Annotated in this window: 14 protein-coding genes; 10 read left to right on the top strand and 4 right to left on the bottom strand. The window is 41.1% G+C overall.

Going from position 1 to position 17,526, the window contains the following annotated elements:
• Nucleotides 1-10 precede the first annotated feature (10 nt).
• The 4 genes from V7S74_RS02965 to V7S74_RS02980 are packed head-to-tail and all read left to right on the top strand — an operon-like array spanning nucleotide 11 to nucleotide 4,331.
• Nucleotides 11-454, top strand: a complete 444-nt coding sequence (locus V7S74_RS02965; RefSeq protein WP_406777275.1) for a type I restriction enzyme HsdR N-terminal domain-containing protein — start codon at nucleotides 11-13, stop codon at nucleotides 452-454.
• Nucleotides 451-2,043 (top strand): alkaline phosphatase PafA, encoded by a 1,593-nt coding sequence (pafA, locus tag V7S74_RS02970; RefSeq protein WP_406777276.1) that lies wholly within the window; start codon nucleotides 451-453, stop codon nucleotides 2,041-2,043. The genes V7S74_RS02965 and pafA overlap by 4 nt, the downstream gene beginning before the upstream one ends.
• A 4-nt stretch (nucleotides 2,044-2,047) precedes the next feature.
• Complete coding sequence (locus V7S74_RS02975) at nucleotides 2,048-3,358, top strand: UDP-glucose dehydrogenase family protein (protein WP_406777277.1); 1,311 nt, start codon at nucleotides 2,048-2,050, stop codon at nucleotides 3,356-3,358.
• A gap of 1 nt (nucleotide 3,359) precedes the next feature.
• Nucleotides 3,360-4,331 carry a UDP-glucuronic acid decarboxylase family protein gene (locus V7S74_RS02980; protein ID WP_406777278.1) on the top strand — a complete coding sequence of 324 codons (972 nt, stop codon included), beginning with the start codon at nucleotides 3,360-3,362 and terminating at the stop codon, nucleotides 4,329-4,331.
• A gap of 368 nt (nucleotides 4,332-4,699) precedes the next feature.
• Here the strand turns inward: V7S74_RS02980 and V7S74_RS02985 are convergent, their stop codons facing one another.
• Complete coding sequence (locus V7S74_RS02985; protein WP_406777279.1) at nucleotides 4,700-8,062, bottom strand: TonB-dependent receptor; 3,363 nt, start codon at nucleotides 8,060-8,062, stop codon at nucleotides 4,700-4,702.
• A gap of 256 nt (nucleotides 8,063-8,318) precedes the next feature.
• On the opposite strand from V7S74_RS02985, the gene selD reads away from it, so the two are divergent.
• From selD to purS, 6 genes are read left to right on the top strand one after another with little or no spacing between them, the layout of a single operon-like run.
• Nucleotides 8,319-9,356 carry a selenide, water dikinase SelD gene (gene selD / locus V7S74_RS02990; protein WP_406777280.1) on the top strand — a complete coding sequence of 346 codons (1,038 nt, stop codon included), beginning with the start codon at nucleotides 8,319-8,321 and terminating at the stop codon, nucleotides 9,354-9,356.
• Nucleotides 9,356-10,117, top strand: a complete 762-nt coding sequence (locus tag V7S74_RS02995; RefSeq protein WP_406777281.1) for an alpha/beta fold hydrolase — start codon at nucleotides 9,356-9,358, stop codon at nucleotides 10,115-10,117. Before selD ends, V7S74_RS02995 begins: the two co-directional genes overlap by 1 nt.
• Nucleotides 10,114-10,812, top strand: a complete 699-nt coding sequence (locus V7S74_RS03000) for an SAM-dependent methyltransferase (RefSeq protein WP_406777282.1) — start codon at nucleotides 10,114-10,116, stop codon at nucleotides 10,810-10,812. The genes V7S74_RS02995 and V7S74_RS03000 overlap by 4 nt, the downstream gene beginning before the upstream one ends.
• 1 nt (nucleotide 10,813) lies before the next feature.
• Nucleotides 10,814-11,455: an MBL fold metallo-hydrolase gene (locus V7S74_RS03005; protein ID WP_406777283.1), complete on the top strand. Its 642-nt coding sequence runs from the start codon at nucleotides 10,814-10,816 to the stop codon at nucleotides 11,453-11,455.
• A complete protein-coding gene (gene pssA, locus V7S74_RS03010) occupies nucleotides 11,452-12,165 on the top strand; it encodes a CDP-diacylglycerol--serine O-phosphatidyltransferase (RefSeq protein ID WP_406777284.1) in 714 nt (237 codons plus the stop codon). The genes V7S74_RS03005 and pssA overlap by 4 nt, the downstream gene beginning before the upstream one ends.
• Nucleotides 12,165-12,416, top strand: a complete 252-nt coding sequence (gene purS / locus V7S74_RS03015) for a phosphoribosylformylglycinamidine synthase subunit PurS (protein WP_406777285.1) — start codon at nucleotides 12,165-12,167, stop codon at nucleotides 12,414-12,416. Before pssA ends, purS begins: the two co-directional genes overlap by 1 nt.
• Before the next feature lie 3 nt (nucleotides 12,417-12,419).
• On the opposite strand, the gene V7S74_RS03020 is transcribed toward purS, so the two are convergent.
• The 3 genes from V7S74_RS03020 to metH are packed head-to-tail and all read right to left on the bottom strand — an operon-like array spanning nucleotide 12,420 to nucleotide 17,480.
• Nucleotides 12,420-12,776 carry a CoA-binding protein gene (locus V7S74_RS03020; RefSeq protein ID WP_406777286.1) on the bottom strand — a complete coding sequence of 119 codons (357 nt, stop codon included), beginning with the start codon at nucleotides 12,774-12,776 and terminating at the stop codon, nucleotides 12,420-12,422.
• Nucleotides 12,776-13,729: a methylenetetrahydrofolate reductase [NAD(P)H] gene (gene metF / locus V7S74_RS03025; protein ID WP_406777287.1), complete on the bottom strand. Its 954-nt coding sequence runs from the start codon at nucleotides 13,727-13,729 to the stop codon at nucleotides 12,776-12,778. Before metF ends, V7S74_RS03020 begins: the two co-directional genes overlap by 1 nt.
• Nucleotides 13,722-17,480, bottom strand: coding sequence for a methionine synthase (gene metH / locus V7S74_RS03030; protein ID WP_406777288.1), 3,759 nt, complete (start codon nucleotides 17,478-17,480; stop codon nucleotides 13,722-13,724). The genes metF and metH overlap by 8 nt, the downstream gene beginning before the upstream one ends.
• Nucleotides 17,481-17,526 lie beyond the last annotated feature (46 nt).

Below are 17,526 nucleotides of genomic sequence, written 5' to 3' on the forward strand. Positions count from 1 at the left end.
ATTGATAAAGATGACAACATCTCCCGAATTAAACTTAGTCTTCCCTCCTTTTGCTCACAAAGTAAAGAAAAATGAGGGGAAACTATATATTTTCGAAGAGATCTCGAAAAAATATCGATTACTTACACCAGAAGAATGGGTCAGGCAACACTGCATTCAATATTTAGTGAATGATATGAACTACCCGGCCTCCTTATTTCAGATTGAAGGTGGCATGAAGGTGGATAAATTAAATAGACGAACGGATATCCGAATTTTTAATTCAAAAGGAGACGTTTTTATGTTGATTGAGTGCAAAGCCCCACACGTACAACTAACTGTAGAGACCTTGCAACAAATTGCACAATACCAAAAAGTTCAACGAGCAGAATACCTCGTCATAACCAACGGATTACATTACCATATTTTCAACAAATCATCTGAAATCATCACCGATTTCCCTTCCTATTCATGAAAAAGCTATTCTTTTTAACACTTACTTTACTAAGCTTATCAGCTGCAGCACAGAAAAAACCAGCACTTGTGGTAGGTATTGTGGTAGACCAAATGCGCTACGAGTATCTCTATAAATATTTCGATCGCTATTCAGATAAAGGTTTTAAAAGATTGATGAGAGAAGGCATTAATTGTACAGATAATCACTATAATTATGCTCCTACGGTGACTGCAGCTGGACATGCCAGCATTTATACGGGGTCAGTCCCTGCGATACATGGGATTGTGGAGAATGATTGGATTGATGTAGCCTCCGGTAAGAAAGTGTATTGTGTAGATGATTCGACGGTGCAAACCATCGGAAGTAAAAGTAAGGCGGGAAAAATGTCACCCCGAAACTTATTCACTTCAACACTGACAGATCAATTAAAGATGGCGCAAAATTACAAGTCTAAAACCATCGCTATTTCTTTGAAAGATCGTGGATCTATTATTCCGGGAGGACATACGGCAGATGCCTCGTATTGGTATGATTCTGCAGATGGATACTGGATTACTTCCTCTTTTTACATGAAAGAATTACCCACCTGGGTGCAAAAATTCAATTTGGAAGGAAGACCACAAAAGTACCTAAATCAAGGATGGAATACGTTATATCCAATTTCTACCTATACTCGTTCTGCGGATGATAATAGCGCTTACGAAGGTAAATTAGGCAATGAAAAAACGCCCACTTTTCCTCACGCGCTGAAAGGAGATAATATGCTGGAGGTTTTCCGCAAAACACCTTACGGAAACAATTTGGTAAAAGAATTTGCCTTAAAAGCGATTGAAGAAGAGAAATTAGGTAAGAATGGGACAACCGATTTTTTAGCCATCAGCTTCTCCTCGACAGACTATATTGGGCATGCATTTGGGCCGCAATCTATTGAAATCGAAGATACCTATTTGCGCTTAGATCAAGATATGGCGGAGATTCTAAGCTATTTAGATGCCAAAATAGGTAAGAATCAATACCTCGTATTTTTAACGGCAGACCATGCCGTGGCTGATAATCATGATTATATGATTAGTAAGCGTTTGCCAGCTGGCTCTTTTGACACAGGAAAAGCGATCAGTGAAGCGAAATCAGCATTAAAAAAGGAATTTGGCGATGTGGATTTGATTGTCGGTGTGGAGAATAATCAAATTTATTTAAATCATGCTAACCTGGATAAATTTCAAATTTCAAAGAATGCGGTTGGAAATATTTTGGAGAAATCATTCAAAAAACAACCAGGATTTGCTGAATTCATTAACATGAGAGAGGTCGCATTAAGCCCTATTCCAGCAATTTACCGTGAAATCCTCACAAACGGCTACAACCAAGCAAGAAGCGGGGATTTTATGTATTTATTAAGACCACAATGGGTTTCGGGGTATAAAACGGGAGCATCCCACAGCACGGTTTATGCATATGACACCCACGTACCCCTTTTATTCTTCGGGTGGAACCTGAAACCTCGTGAAATCAGTCAAAGAACAAACATCAGTGATATTTCAAGCACGATAGCTAATTGGTTAAAAATTAGCGAACCCACTGGAAGTATTGGAAAAGTAATTCAGTAAAATTATGAAAATAGCCGTTGTAGGAACCGGATACGTAGGATTAGTCACAGGTACTTGTTTCGCTGAAACAGGTAACCAAGTGACTTGCGTAGACATCAATGAAGAAAAAGTAAAGCAAATGCAGGCTGGGATCATTCCCATATACGAGCCTGGTTTAGAGGACTTATTCAAAAGAAATACAGAAGAAGGTCGTCTTCATTTCACTACTTCCTTGAAAGAGGGAATTGAAGGGGCAAAAGTTATTTTCCTAGCCTTACCAACTCCTCCGGGAGCTGATGGATCAGCAGATTTAAAATACATTCTGCAAGTGGCGAATGATTTAGGCCCTATTCTTTCCGAATACACCGTCATCATCGACAAGAGTACTGTCCCCGTAGGAACTTCGGATAAGGTAAGAGCTGCTATCGCTAAAAAGGCCTCTGTCGAATTCGATGTGGTATCAAATCCTGAATTCTTGCGTGAAGGTGTGGCGGTAGAAGACTTCATGAAGCCAGATCGTGTGGTTATCGGGACTCAATCTGATAAAGCGAAGGAATTAATGTCTCGCTTATACGCCCCATTAGTTCGCCAAGGCAATCCAATCATCTTTATGGATGAACGTTCGGCAGAGTTAACTAAATACGCGGCTAATGCTTTTCTAGCAACCAAAATCACCTTCATGAACGAGATTGCCAACCTATGTGAATTAGTAGGCGCAAACGTGGATGAGGTTCGCAAAGGGATTGGTACCGATTCTCGTATCGGAAAACGTTTCTTATTCGCTGGAATCGGATATGGTGGTAGTTGCTTCCCAAAAGATGTACAAGCACTCGCAAAAACATCAGCAGAGAACGACTATGAGTTTAAGATTTTGGACTCCGTCATGAAAGTCAATGAGAACCAAAAGACCAAATTAATTCCACAACTCTCCAAGCACTTCAAAGGTGATTTAAAGGGCAAAAAAATCGCCATGTGGGGATTAGCCTTCAAACCCTACACGGATGACATCCGAGAAGCCCCTTCTTTGTACAATATCGATGCCTTGTTAGAACTAGGTGCTAGTGTAAGTGCCTATGATCCGGAGGCCATGGGCCATGTTAAACAGATCATGGGAGATAAAATTACCTTCACAAAGAATCCATATGAGGCTTTAGAAGGAGCTGATGCGCTTTTGATTGTCACCGAATGGCCACAATTTAGAACGCCAGACTTCGATCGAATGGACAGCTTATTGAAAAATAAAGTCATTTTTGACGGAAGAAATTTATACGAATTAAACCAAATGGCAGAATTAGGATACACCTATTATTCAATCGGCCGCCAAACAATACAGTAAAATGAAAAGAGTTTTAATCACCGGCGGTGCTGGATTTCTAGGGTCTCATTTATGTGATCGCTTTATTAAAGAGGGTTACCATGTCATCGCCATGGATAATTTAATCACGGGAGATCTGAAAAATATCGAACATCTCTTTAAATTAGAAAACTTCGAGTTCTATCACCACGATGTTTCTAAGTTCATTCACGTGCCAGGCGAACTAGATTATATCTTACATTTTGCCTCACCGGCCTCTCCTATCGATTATTTAAAAATCCCAATCCAAACCTTAAAAGTAGGCTCTCTAGGGATTCACAATTGCTTAGGTTTAGCCCGCGTAAAAAACGCCCGCGTATTAATCGCCTCTACCTCTGAAGTTTACGGTGACCCTAACGTACACCCACAACCTGAAGAGTATTGGGGAAATGTAAACCCAGTAGGACCTCGAGGTGTTTATGATGAGGCCAAACGTTTTCAAGAAGCCATGACCATGGCCTACCACACCTACCATGGACTTGAGACTCGCATCATTCGTATTTTCAATACTTACGGCCCTCGCATGCGCCTAAATGATGGTCGTGTATTACCTGCCTTCATCGGTCAAGCCTTAAGAGGTGAAGATTTAACGATGTTTGGAGATGGTTCTCAGACACGTTCGTTCTGTTATGTAGATGATCTAGTAGAAGGCATTTATCGCCTCTTATTAAGCGATTATGCACAGCCTGTGAACATCGGTAATCCAGATGAGATAACGATCAAAGAATTTGGCGAGGAAATCATCAAATTAACCGGTACCTCACAAAAGCTGATCTCACTTCCTCTACCTACCGATGATCCCAAGCAACGCAAACCAGATATTACTAAAGCCCGCAGCATTCTAGGCTGGGAGCCTAAAGTAAGTCGCGCTGAAGGATTAAAAATTACCTATGACTATTTCAAGTCGTTGAGCAAGGAGGATTTGTTTAGAATGGCACATCATAAAGAGTTTTAGTCGCGAAGCGGCAAAAACAGTGACCAGTGGTCAGTAGACAGTAGTCAGAGAACTCTATGACTTAATACAACAAAAAAAGGCGCCGCTGGTGCCTTTTTTGTTAACTATATCTCTACTCCATACTCTATTATCTCTACTCTAAAACAGTAGTCAGTATCTAGTAATCAGTGGACAGTCCGAAGGAAATATTTCCTATACAACAAAAAAGGCGCCTGCGGCGCCTTTTTTGTTAACAAACTTTATTCTTTGTGCATTATGCTTTTTACTCTCTACTCTAATTAGACTAGCGACTGTCGACTAAAAAACAAAAGGGAGCAAATGCTCCCTTTTGTTTTGACTTAAAATTGATTTGGCGAAGCCAATCAATTTTAGTTGAAGATATAACGTACACCAAACTGTGCTTGCCATCTTGATCCTAAACCAAAGCTACGTTGGAATGAATCTGTCAATGGTACAGATGATGTTGGGTTTCCTTGGTAACGGTGAGGGAATTCAAACGTTGGTTTACCTGTAGTAGCATCATTACCTAAGTAAGATAATAAACCAGCACGTAAAGCTGTTTGATTTAAGCCCCACTGTGGAGACACATAGTTACCTAAGTTAAATACGTCTAAAGTAAATTGTAAGGTATTTTTCTTGCCACCTACGTTGATGTAGAAATCTTGGATTACTTTGAAGTCAAAGTTAGCAGCCCAAGGTAATTCAGCACCATTACGCTCAGCGTATTGACCACGACGAGAGTTCAAATAAGCATCTTGAGAGATATACTTATCTAAGTCAGCCCATTGTTGAGCAGCCGTGTAAGTGAATTTCTGAGATACGTTATAGGAAATAACTTTATCCTTTAAGATGATCTCACCTTCACCACGTGGAATGTACATTAAGTCATTCGCCGTTTGGCCATCACCATTCATATCACCTGAATAAGTATAAGAGAAGCGACCTGCTGGAGCTACTGAATAAGTAAATCCGAATGTGGTTGCAGCTTTCTCATTCAAGTAGTTCAACTTGTATGAACCATACGCGTTGAAACGGTGCGATTGCATGTAAGATGAATAAGACGCAACGTTCTCATTTGGATCTCCTGATACAACACGATCTCTCCATTGTGATTGGGCGATTGAACCACCGTCATTCACAGAGCGAGAATCAGAGTTCGTATAAGATAACGAAGCAAATAAACCATTATCAAATGCTTTCGATACCGTTGCAGTTAATGCATAAGAATAACCTAATTGTGTATTCTTGATAACGATTGCATCTGAGATATTTGGATTTAAACCTGTATTACCTGTAGCTGGTGCATTTAAACCTTTCGTACCACCATAGATTTGGTTGTTTTTGGTAGAACTTGGTAAACCATTTGTACCTAGCGTATAGTAGATTACACGGTTATCAGCACCTACTGCCTTCACTTTAGAGTCTGGTAAGTTCACATTCTCTAAGTAAACTGCATTGATATCTTTTGTGTAGATACCTTCTAATGAAACTAACCAGCCATTACCTAAGCTCTTGTCTACTGCTAAGTTCGCACGGAACACTTGAGAGAATTTAAAGTTAGGGTCTGTAACTGCTAAGTTATAAGACGTAGGAATAATGTTCGAAGAAATTGCTGGACGGTAAGCGTCTACATTTGCATTGAACGGACGATTCGTTGGATTTGTCAAACGCTCAGATCCAAATAACACCCCATTGTTAGACAATTGGTTAGATAACCAAACGTAAGGAACACGGCCAGAGAATACACCTAAACCACCACGTACTTGTGTAGTTTTGTCATCTTTCACATCCCAGTTAAATCCGAAACGTGGAGACCATAAAGTAGTAAAATCAGGTAATTGATTTGTTCTTAATACCGTATTATTACGGAATGTCAAACTTGGAACGTAGGCGTTATTGTATTTAGCATCAGCTTCAATTGGGAAACCAGTACCATCAGCACGAAGGCCAAAAGTTAATTTTAAGCCTTTGGCAGCTGTAAATTCATCTTGTGCATATAAAGAGGCTGTATAACCCTTCATTTCCGCAAATGGGAAAGTCGAGTAGTTAGACCAAGATTGTTGGTATTGAACTGCATTAGATACGCCTGTATTAACTGAAGCAATGAAGTCATCAACTGACTTAAATTGGTATCCTCCGTAGTAGTTAGGAGCAAAACCATTTCTAAATGCATTCGTTTCATACGCTGCTCCTAAAGTGAATACGTGCTTGCCAGCATAGATCGTTAAGTTATCAGATGCTTGGAAAATATCTGAATCCAACAAGTTATTTGCAGAGAAAGGCTCGAAACCAAACGCAGTCAACTCATTTAGGTTGTTGTTCCCGATATCAACTGTAGGGAACGGAGTGTTGTTTACAGGAGATTGACGGAAGTCACGCATTTGAGTGTAACCTACTGTCAAGTTGTTTGCAACTGTAGAAGAGAACGTTGAGTTCAATTCAGCAATGTACGAATCTAAGTTGTTGTTGATACGGTATAATGAACCTTGGAAAGGTAATACCGTAGCAGATGCTGCACGACCTCCAGATAAAGATCCCGAGTTAGATGGTAAGACATCTGCATAAGAACGTAAGTAATTATACTTTAAGTTAAACTTGTGCTTGTCTGAGATATTCCAGTCTAAACGAATGTTCGCCTTTTGAGAATAATTCTCTCTGTCATAATTCTCATAAGCACCTGGATCGTAGTTAAACTTCGACTTCAATAAGCTTTTGATGCTTTCTAATTGCTCAACTGTTGCAACCGATTGGTTACCAGCAGTAGAACCAGCGCGACGAGCTACGAAGTTAGAACCTGGCTGAGTTTGTAATTCTTGCTCAAATGAACCGAACACAAATAATTTGTTCTTAATGATCGCACCACCGATACGACCACCGAATTGTCCTCTTTGGAACTTACCATATTGGTTAACTACATCACCAATCTTGTTACCTACTTGGTTTTGGTCTGTACCAAAATAGTAAGCAGAACCTGACCAATCGTTTGTACCTGACTTAGTTACAACGTTGATGTTCGCACCTGTTGCCATACCTTGACGAACGTCATAAGGAGCAATTAATACTTGGAACTGATCGATCGCATCAACTGAGATGGGAGAAGCACCCGCTTGACCACCAATCGTAGGAGATAAAGCGAACGCATTGTTAAAGAACGCGCCGTCTACCGTTACGTTATTATATAGGGCATTACGACCAGCGAAGTTCAAACCGTTTGCACGTGGATCTAAACGAGCAAAATCACCTAATGAACGGTTTAACGTTGGCAAAGTAGTGATTGAGCTGTTTGAAACCGTTGTAGCAGCACCTGTACGACCTGAGTTAATCACAGATGAACGAGAAGCAACGACTTTCACTTCTTCTAATTGAGATTGATTTAATTCCAATTTGAAGTTTTGACGAAGTTCTGAAGCTAACGTCAATGAGATACCTGATTGAACAGATTCTTTGTAACCTACGAAGGATACAGTCACTTTATAAGGACCACCTACACGCATGTTAACGATGTTGTAACGACCATCTCCACGAGTAGATGCACCGTAACGAGAACCCGTAGGCTCGTGAATTGCGATCACCGTAGCACCCGGTAATCCTTCACCTTTTTCATCCACAACAGTACCCGACAAAGCGGACGTTGTAGACCCCTGAGCAAAGGCTTGCCCAATAGGAAGTGCCATCATTAGCGCGAAAAACGCTCCTAACAACACAGATTTAGTAATAAATCTTCTCTGCATAAATTTGGAATTTAGTTATAAAATAAATTGAGAAATGATAGCACAAAATAAACGAGAAAAATCAAATACTCCAAAATAAGTCAAAAAAGTATTTAGCCCATAAAACGCTTAATGGCTTGACAATTAGGATAAAAAGACAAATAACCTGCAATAATCTAACAATGCGAGCCATTAATAGTCCTATTAACTGCATTTATTTAACAGAAACTTAATTTTTAATTATTTAAAGAATATTTTTGTAGACCAAAAATGCCCTATGTCAGAACAAATCAAATTAACTTCATTCAGCCACGGTGCCGGTTGCGGATGCAAAATTTCCCCTCAGATTTTGGACAAAATCCTAAAATCAGATAAACCTAAGGCCTCTCATCCCTTATTATTAGTCGGAAACGAGAGCCGGGATGATGCAGCCGTATTTGATTGGCAAAATGGCGAAGCAGTTATTTCGACGACGGACTTCTTTATGCCTATTGTGGATGACCCCTTTGATTTTGGTAAGATTGCAGCGACGAATGCTATTTCCGATATCTATGCCATGGGTGGAAGTCCATTGATGGCGATTGCTATTTTAGGCTGGCCCATTGATAAATTAGCCCCAGAAATTGCGGCACAGGTATTAGAAGGTGGACGTGCTGCTTGTGCTGAGGCGGGTATTCCTTTAGCAGGTGGCCATTCCATTGATTCCCCTGAGCCCATTTTTGGATTAGCTGTAACGGGAAAAGTGCGCAAAGAGCATTTAAAACAGAATGATACAGCAACTAAAAACTGTATTTTATATTTAACGAAGCCGCTAGGCGTAGGTATATTATCTACAGGCCAAAAACGCGGCATCGTCAGCTCTGCCGATTTAGCCCGAGCAGTAAAGCAGATGAGTACCTTAAATAGCTTTGGTGAGAAACTAGGACCTTTAACCTATGTGAAATCTTTAACGGATGTAACTGGTTTTGGATTATTCGGTCACCTGGTAGAGATGGCAGATGGCTCTGGTTTGAGCGCTAAAATAGCCTTCGAAAACCTACCCTTGCTTCCTAATATTGATCATTATTTAGACCAAAAGTGTTTCCCAGGTGGAACCGCGCGCAATTTAGCCAGCTATGGCGATCGTTTGAGCGAAGATATTTCAGAGCGTCAACGCTGTATAGGTGCAGACCCACAAACATCTGGTGGTTTATTAATCGCTGTAGAAGCAGAACATACGGCTGAATTCGAAGCATTTGCGTTCGAAAATGGGTATGAATTAAGTCCTATCGGCGAATTAACAGACCGAAAAGAAAAAGCCATTTACTTAGCCTAATGAAATTATTCTATCGCGCACTTGGAGAATCGGGACCGCCGGTTATTATTCTACACGGAATTTTCGGAACCTCAGATAACTGGCTTGGTTTTGGAAAAGCCATCTCAGAAAACCACCGCGTATTTTTAGTGGACCAAAGAAACCACGGTCAATCGCCTTGGGATGATGCCTTTAATTACCAGGTAATGGCGGAGGATCTTTTGGAATTTATTCAAGACCATAACTTAGAAAATCCAATCCTCATCGGTCATAGCATGGGCGGTAAAGTAGTGATGCAATTCGATTTAACGCATCCAGGTATTGCTAGCCGGATAGTAGTCGTGGATATTGCGCCTAAATTCTATCCCGTACACCATACACATATTTTGGAGGGCTTAAACAGTATTGACCTGACTACATTAGAAAGTCGTCAAGCCGCGAATGAGCATATGAAACGCTTTGAGGAAAAAGAGGGAGTTCGTCAATTCTTATTAAAGAATCTCTACCGCAATTCAGAACAACTATTTGCCTGGAGAATTAACCTGAAAGTGATTACGAAAAATATCGATGTGGTCGGTCATGAATTATGGGTCAAGAATGCATCAGAGACTGAAACCCTATTCATTAAAGGGGCTGATTCACACTATATTCAACCGGAAGATGAACGCTACATTGCAGAATTATTCCCTAATTTTGAGGTGGTAGAAATTCCAGGTGCAGGTCATTGGGTGCAAGCAGACCAGCCTGAGCTATTTTTACAGGCGCTTCAATCGTATTTATGAAAATAGTTCTGATCCCTTGCCCGATTGCCGAAAATACCTCAACCGAGGTATTAAGCCCACAAATTTTAACGGCATTAATGCAGACAAAGCATTTTTTAGTCGAAAATGTCCGGACAGCAAGGAGGTTCATTAGTGAATTGAAACTAGGCATTCAGATTGAGGATTTGATTTTCGAAATACTAGACAAAGACACCCAGCCTAAAACAGTCACCGACTTCTACAAAAAGCATGTGGCAGTCGATTATATCGGCGTTATATCGGAAGCTGGTTGCCCCGGGGTGGCAGATCCTGGTGCTTTGGCAGTATCCATCGCACAACAACAAGGAATCGAAGTTTTACCTTTAGTAGGCCCCTCTTCCATCTTATTGGGCTTAATGGGATCAGGATTTTCTGGCCAAAGTTTCGCCTTCAACGGCTACCTTCCCATCGATAAAGCTGCACGCATTCGTAAAATCGAACAACTAGACCGCGATGTGGCTAAGTGGGGCCAAACTCAAATCTTTATCGAAACACCCTATCGAAACAATGCTTTATTAGAAGATCTAATTGCACAATGTGCGCCAGATTCCTTAATTTGCATTGCTTGTGATATAACGGCGCCCTCCGGTTTTGTCCAAACAAAAAAAGCAAGCGACTGGGCGAAATCGCAACCCGATTTGCATAAAAAACCTTGTATCTTCCTTTTAGGTAAATAATATGATTTTTCACCAAGCCTTCACGCTGAATCCATTTCAAGAAAATACCTATATCATATGGGATGAAAATGGCACCGGGATTATTGTTGATCCTGGTTGTTATACCTATGAAGAACGCCAAACGTTAAAAAACTTCCTAGAGGAAAAAAATATCACATTAACCCACATCTTAAATACTCATGCACACATCGATCATGTGTTAGGCGTGGAATATTTCAGACAAGAATATAAGATTCCGTTTTACTTGCACCCGAAAGATGAGCCTCTTTTAAAAGATGCCGCAAATCGAGCTCAAGTATATGGATTCCCGCATTACCAAGCCTCTGAAGTAGATGTTTGGTATGAGGATAACCAGATCTTGCAAATAGGTGAAATGGAAATCAAGATCTTATTTGTTCCAGGACACGCACCTGGCCACGTGGCTTTGTATTTCGAAAAGGAAGGCTTATTATTTGATGGCGATGTCTTATTTAGAAGAAGTGTTGGCAGAACGGACTTCCCCCTTTGCAACCACGCTGATTTAGTTCACAGCATTCAGACGCAATTGTATACGTTACCCGATTCAACGATTGTGTATCCGGGACATGGCGGAAGCACCACGATAGGTGATGAAAAAGTGTCTAATCCTTACGTAAAAGCATGAAAAAAGAAATCCCTAACCTATTGACGCTGGGCAATTTACTGGCTGGATGTATCGGACTTTGGTTCGTAATGCAAGGTGATTTAGTGAGCGCCTCTTATTGCATTTTTATTTCCTTGGTGTGTGATTTCTTCGACGGTTTTTTAGCCCGTGCTTTACAAGCTTATTCTGATCTAGGTAAAGAATTAGATTCCTTAGCAGACATGGTCTCTTTCGGGGTTTTACCTGCCTTTATTTTGTTTTCTTTAGTGGAACAAAGTTGCGGATCACAATGCACGGTGGGACTATTCGGATTTTATAAGCCATTTATGGTCTTTGCTTTGGCTTTAATGTCTGCCTATCGTTTGGCAAAATTCAATATTGATACCCGCCAAAGCGATCAATTCATCGGTGTCCCTACCCCAGCAAACGGCCTTTTAATTGCTTCATTACCACTGATTCTACGTTTTCAACCAGAATTCAGTCCTTATATATTACATTTCCAAGGCCTATTAATTTATGCCGTGTTGATGAGTTATTTATTGGTGTGCGAATTGCCTCTTTTAGCCTTTAAATTCAAAACTTGGGATTGGAAAAGTAATCAAGTAAAATTCATTTTCCTTATTTTTTGCATTGCTGCCCTTGTTATGCTTAAATTTGCAGCAATTCCGGTTTTAGTGATCGCATACATCCTTCTTTCCGGCCTTATTTTCCTTTTAAATCCCAACAAATAATGAAATTCTTAGCTGAAATCAACGTAATGCCTCAAAAAGAAATCCTTGACCCTCAGGGAAAAGCGGTACTTATTGGCTTACAAAACTTAGGTATTAACCAAGTAGATGGCGTTCGTATCGGCAAGCATATTACATTAATGGTGGAAGCGGCATCAGAAGCTGAGGCAAATGAGGTGGTAACGAATGCTTGCAAGAAATTGCTAGCGAACTTAATTATGGAGGAATTTGAGTTTACGTTAGTAGCTCAATAAATCTTAAAACTGGCCTGTATGCAATAAAACAAGCGTGCAGGCCTCTTCTGTTTGAATTCCCGCTTTATCTAATGCTCTTTCGAGTTCCGGATTCTCCGTTCCGGGATTAAATATAACGCGTCTTGGGGCTACTGCCTTTAGGTAATCCAAAAGCCCTTCCTGATTCGCAGGACCTACATACAAAGTAACCGTATCGATATCTTCTACTACAGGTTGGTCTTGCTGAATAGTCAATCCTAGCACCTCGCCTTTCTTAATTCCCACTAAAGAAACCTCATGTCCGTGCTGCAAAAGCAATTCTGTAGCAATATAAGCATATCGACTCGGGTTCGTACTCGCACCATAGACTAAGACCTTCATTAGAATAGTTTTTCAGCGATAGCTCTCACGCTATCGGACTTGCTCATCGTATAGAAATGAAGCGCTGGGACTCCGGCTTGAATTAATTCTTTTCCTTGTTGAACTGCCCATTCAATTCCTAATTGCTTAATTGCGGCATTATTAGCACATTTACGCGCCTCATTTACAAATACAGATGGAATCTCTAAATGGAAGATTTCAGGCAAAATGTCTAATTGACGTTCCGTTGCTAAGGGTTTTAAACCTGGAATGATAGGAACCTGAATGCCAATTTCTCTACATTTTTTAACGAAATCAAAATACTTTGCATTATCGAAGAACATCTGGGTAACGATATAATCCGCACCAGCATCCACCTTTTGTTTCAAATAGATTAAGTCCTGATCAAAAGAAACCGCATCAATGTGCTTCTCCGGATAACCAGCGACACCAATGCAGAAATTAGTAGGCAATGATTCCGTTTCCTCGTGCAATAAAATGCCTTGATTCATGGCTGCCACTTGCTCTACTAATTCATTTGCATAAGCATGACCACCTGGCTTAGGCACAAAATGAGCTTCGCCTTTTTCTTGATCTCCTCGCAATAAAAGCGCATTTTCGATGCCTAAATAATGTAAATCGATCAAGAAATCTTCCGTCTCTTCTTTCGTAAATCCACCACAAATTACGTGAGGAACCGCTTCGATTTGAAATCGCTGCATGATAGAGGCGCAAATACCTAAGGTACCTGGACGCTTTCGAATCGGAATGCGCTTAGAAACTCCGTCAATAACTTTTTCCACGTATTCCTCGCGGTGGTAAGTCACTTCGATAAATGGCGGCTTAAACTCCATTAAAGGCTCAATGTGCGACATTAATTCGCCCAAATGTTGACCTTTCATCGGTGGAATAATCTCAATCGAGAAAAGTGTTTTTCCAGCCGCTTCCTCAAAGTATTTTGTAATTTTAGTCATAATTCAAAACTGGGCTTAACCATCTTTCTACGTCGTCCAAGGACATACCTTTACGTTTCGCATAATCTGTCACTTGGTCTTTGGCAATCTTACCTAAACCAAAATACGTACTCTCCGGATGTGAGAAGTAGAAACCTGACACCGCAGAGGCAGGATACATCGCATAACTCTCCGTTAATTGAATCCCGATTTGCTTCTCCGCATCCAATAACTCAAACAAGCGCTTCTTCTCCGTGTGATCAGGACAAGCCGGATAACCCGGTGCCGGACGAATACCTTGGTATTTCTCCGCAATCAGATCTTCGTTACTCAATGTCTCCTCTGAGGCATACCCCCAAAACTCTCTACGCACTCGCTCATGCAATAATTCCGCAAAAGCCTCGGCTAAACGATCGGCTAATGCCTTCACCATGATGGAGTTATAATCATCATGCTCCTTCTCGTATTTATCTAATAGCGCTTCGATTCCTAAACCTGTCGTCACCGCAAAAGCACCGATATAATCTGTTTCTCCTGAGTTCAACGGTGCCACGAAATCGCTCAAACAACGGTTCGGAAGCGTGCTCGCTTTTTGGCCTTGCTGACGTAAATGGTGCAACCACTGACTCTTGTCAGAAGATTCATCTTTCGTGTGAATCTCATAGGATACCTGCTGATGTGACCCATGTTTTTCACAAGCCACCTCTAAAGCCTTCTCTACATAATCGTGCAAGATGATATCATCTCCTAGCGAGTTAGCTGGGAAAAAACCAAGTGCAGCTTTAGCCTGAAGTGACTTATTCACAATAATTTCCTTCAATAAAGCCTGTGCATCATCAAATAATTTCTTCGCCTCTTTGCCTACTACCTCATTATCAAAAATACGAGGGTATTTACCAGACAATTGCCACGTCGAGAAAAACGGAGTCCAGTCGATATATTTCGCAATTTCTTCCAAAGAATAATCCTCAAAATACTTCACGCCTAAGAAGGACGGCTTTTTCGCTTTAAATCCAGTCCAATCAATGCCACTCGATTTTACACGAGCCTGATCGATGGATAAGTAATTCTTTTCTTGTTGACGGGCAGCGTGAGCCGTTCTCAATTCCGCGTATTCCGATTTAATCTCGGTAAAGATTTCTTGTGAAGTTAATTCACTTTGCAATAAACGACCCGCCACCGGCACAGAACGTGAAGCATCTAATACGTGAATAACTGGACCTGAATAATGTGGATCTATTTTAACCGCCGTATGAATACGTGATGTGGTGGCTCCACCAATTAAAAGAGGCACTTTGAAACCAAGGCGCTCCATTTCTTTGGCCACATACACCATCTCATCTAAAGACGGAGTGATCAAACCGGATAAACCGATGATATCGACATTATGCTCCTTCGCTGCGGCTAAAATTTTATCGCAAGGCACCATCACTCCGATGTCAATTACCTCGTAATTATTACAAGCTAATACTACGCCTACGATGTTTTTACCAATATCATGAACGTCACCTTTCACGGTCGCCATCAAAATCTTACCAGCTGAAGAACTTTCTCCCCCTTTCTTTTCTGCTTCAATAAAAGGCAATAAATAAGCTACGGCCTTCTTCATGACACGCGCAGACTTCACTACCTGAGGCAAGAACATTTTTCCTTCCCCAAACAAATCACCCACCACGTTCATTCCATCCATCAATGGACCCTCGATTACCTGAATCGGGCGCTCCACTAATTGACGAGCTTCTTCTACATCCTCATCGATGAATTCGGTCAAACCTTTAATCAAGGCGTGCTCTAAACGCTTATTCACCGATTCTTTTCTCCATGCATCATCCACCACTTGCTCTTTACCAGCAGACTTCACTGTCTCGGCATAGGCTACTAATTTCTCCGTCGATTCTGGATTTCTGTTTAATAAAACATCCTCACATAAATCACGCAAAGTCTTATCGATGTCATCATAAACACCTAATTGACTGGCATTTACGATACCCAAATCCATGCCTGCTTTAATCGCATGGTATAAGAAAACCGTGTGCATCGCCTCTCTTACTAATTCGTTTCCCCGGAAAGAGAAGGAAATATTAGAGACTCCACCCGATACTTTCGCATATGGCAGGTTTTCTTTGATCCATTTTGTCGCCTTAATAAAATCAACTGCATAATTATTATGCTCTTCGATTCCAGTAGCAACTGTTAAAATGTTTGGATCAAAAATGATATCCTGAGCCGGGAAACCCACTTGATCCACTAAAATATCATAAGCTCTTTTACAAATTTCGATACGACGCTCGTAAGAATCTGCCTGTCCCGTTTCATCAAATGCCATCACCACGACAGATGCACCGTACATTTTGACCTTATTCGCTGATTCGATAAACTTCTCCTCCCCTTCTTTCAACGAGATGGAGTTAACGACCGATTTACCTTGAACGCACTTTAATCCGGCTTCGATTACCTCCCATTTCGAGGAGTCAATCATGATCGGTAAACGCGCGATATCTGGCTCAGCCATCAATAAATTCAAGAATTGTGGCATCATCTTCACACCATCAATCATCCCCTCATCCATATTGATGTCCAAGATTTGGGCACCACCATCCACCTGCTCACGAGCTACTGCGATGGCTTCTTCAAATTTTTCCTCGCGAATTAAGCGCGCGAATTTCTTCGAACCCGTCACATTGCAACGCTCACCTACGTTCACGAAATTGGTTAATTCCGTAATTTCTAAAGGCTCTAAACCGGATAGTTTTTGATTCACATTTTCCTCCGGAATTACGTGTGGCTTGTGTTTCGCAGCCACCTCTGCAATCGCGTGAATATGCGCTGGGGTTGTACCGCAACAGCCACCGATGATATTCAAGAAGCCATTTGCTAAGAAATCATCGATAATTACGGCCATTTCAGCTGGAGATTGATCGTATTCTCCCATTTCGTTCGGCAAGCCCGCATTCGGGTGAGCAGAAACTAGGAAAGGGGATTTATCGTTCAAGGTCTTCACATAAGGACGCATTAAATCCGCGCCTAAAGCACAGTTTAAGCCTACTGAAAGTAAAGGCATGTGAGAAACGGACGTCAAGAAGGCTTCGGTTGTTTGGCCAGATAAGGTACGACCAGATGCATCTGTAATCGTTCCAGAAACCATTACAGGAAGATATGGCTTCGATGGATGTTGTTTGAAATACTGATCGATGGCATACAAAGCAGCCTTCGCATTCAAGGTATCAAAAATCGTCTCTACTAGAAGCAAATCTGCCCCTCCCTCTACTAAACCATGTATTTGCTCGGTATAAGCAATAACTAATTCATCAAAAGTAACGGCTCTATAACCCGGATCGTTTACATCAGGTGATAAAGAAAGTGTACGATTCGTAGGCCCAATCGACCCTGCAACGTAACGTGGTTTCGACGGATCCTTTGCCGTAAATTCATCCGCTACTTCCCGTGCAATTTTAGCGGATTCGTAGTTTAATTCATATACCAAATCCTCCATGTGGTAGTCCGCCATAGCAATAGACGTACCTGAGAAGGTATTTGTCTCGGCGATATCAGCACCAGCCGTAAAGTATTTCGCGTGAATTTCCTTGATCACATCTGGACGAGTGATCGATAATAAATCGTTATTTCCTTTTACCTCGTGTGGGAAATTTTTGAATCGTTCGCCGCGGTAATCGGCATCCGTTAAATTGTATTGTTGGATTAAAGAACCCATTGCGCCGTCAAGAACTAAAATCTTTTCGCGTAATACGTCTTTTATATTCGGTCTTTGCATCTGTATAGAAGATCTTTGGGCTGATGTTTATGCCAAAAATCTAGCA

Source organism: Aquirufa novilacunae (assembly GCF_045310505.1).
Taxonomy (GTDB): Bacteria; Bacteroidota; Bacteroidia; order Cytophagales; family Spirosomataceae; genus Aquirufa; species Aquirufa novilacunae.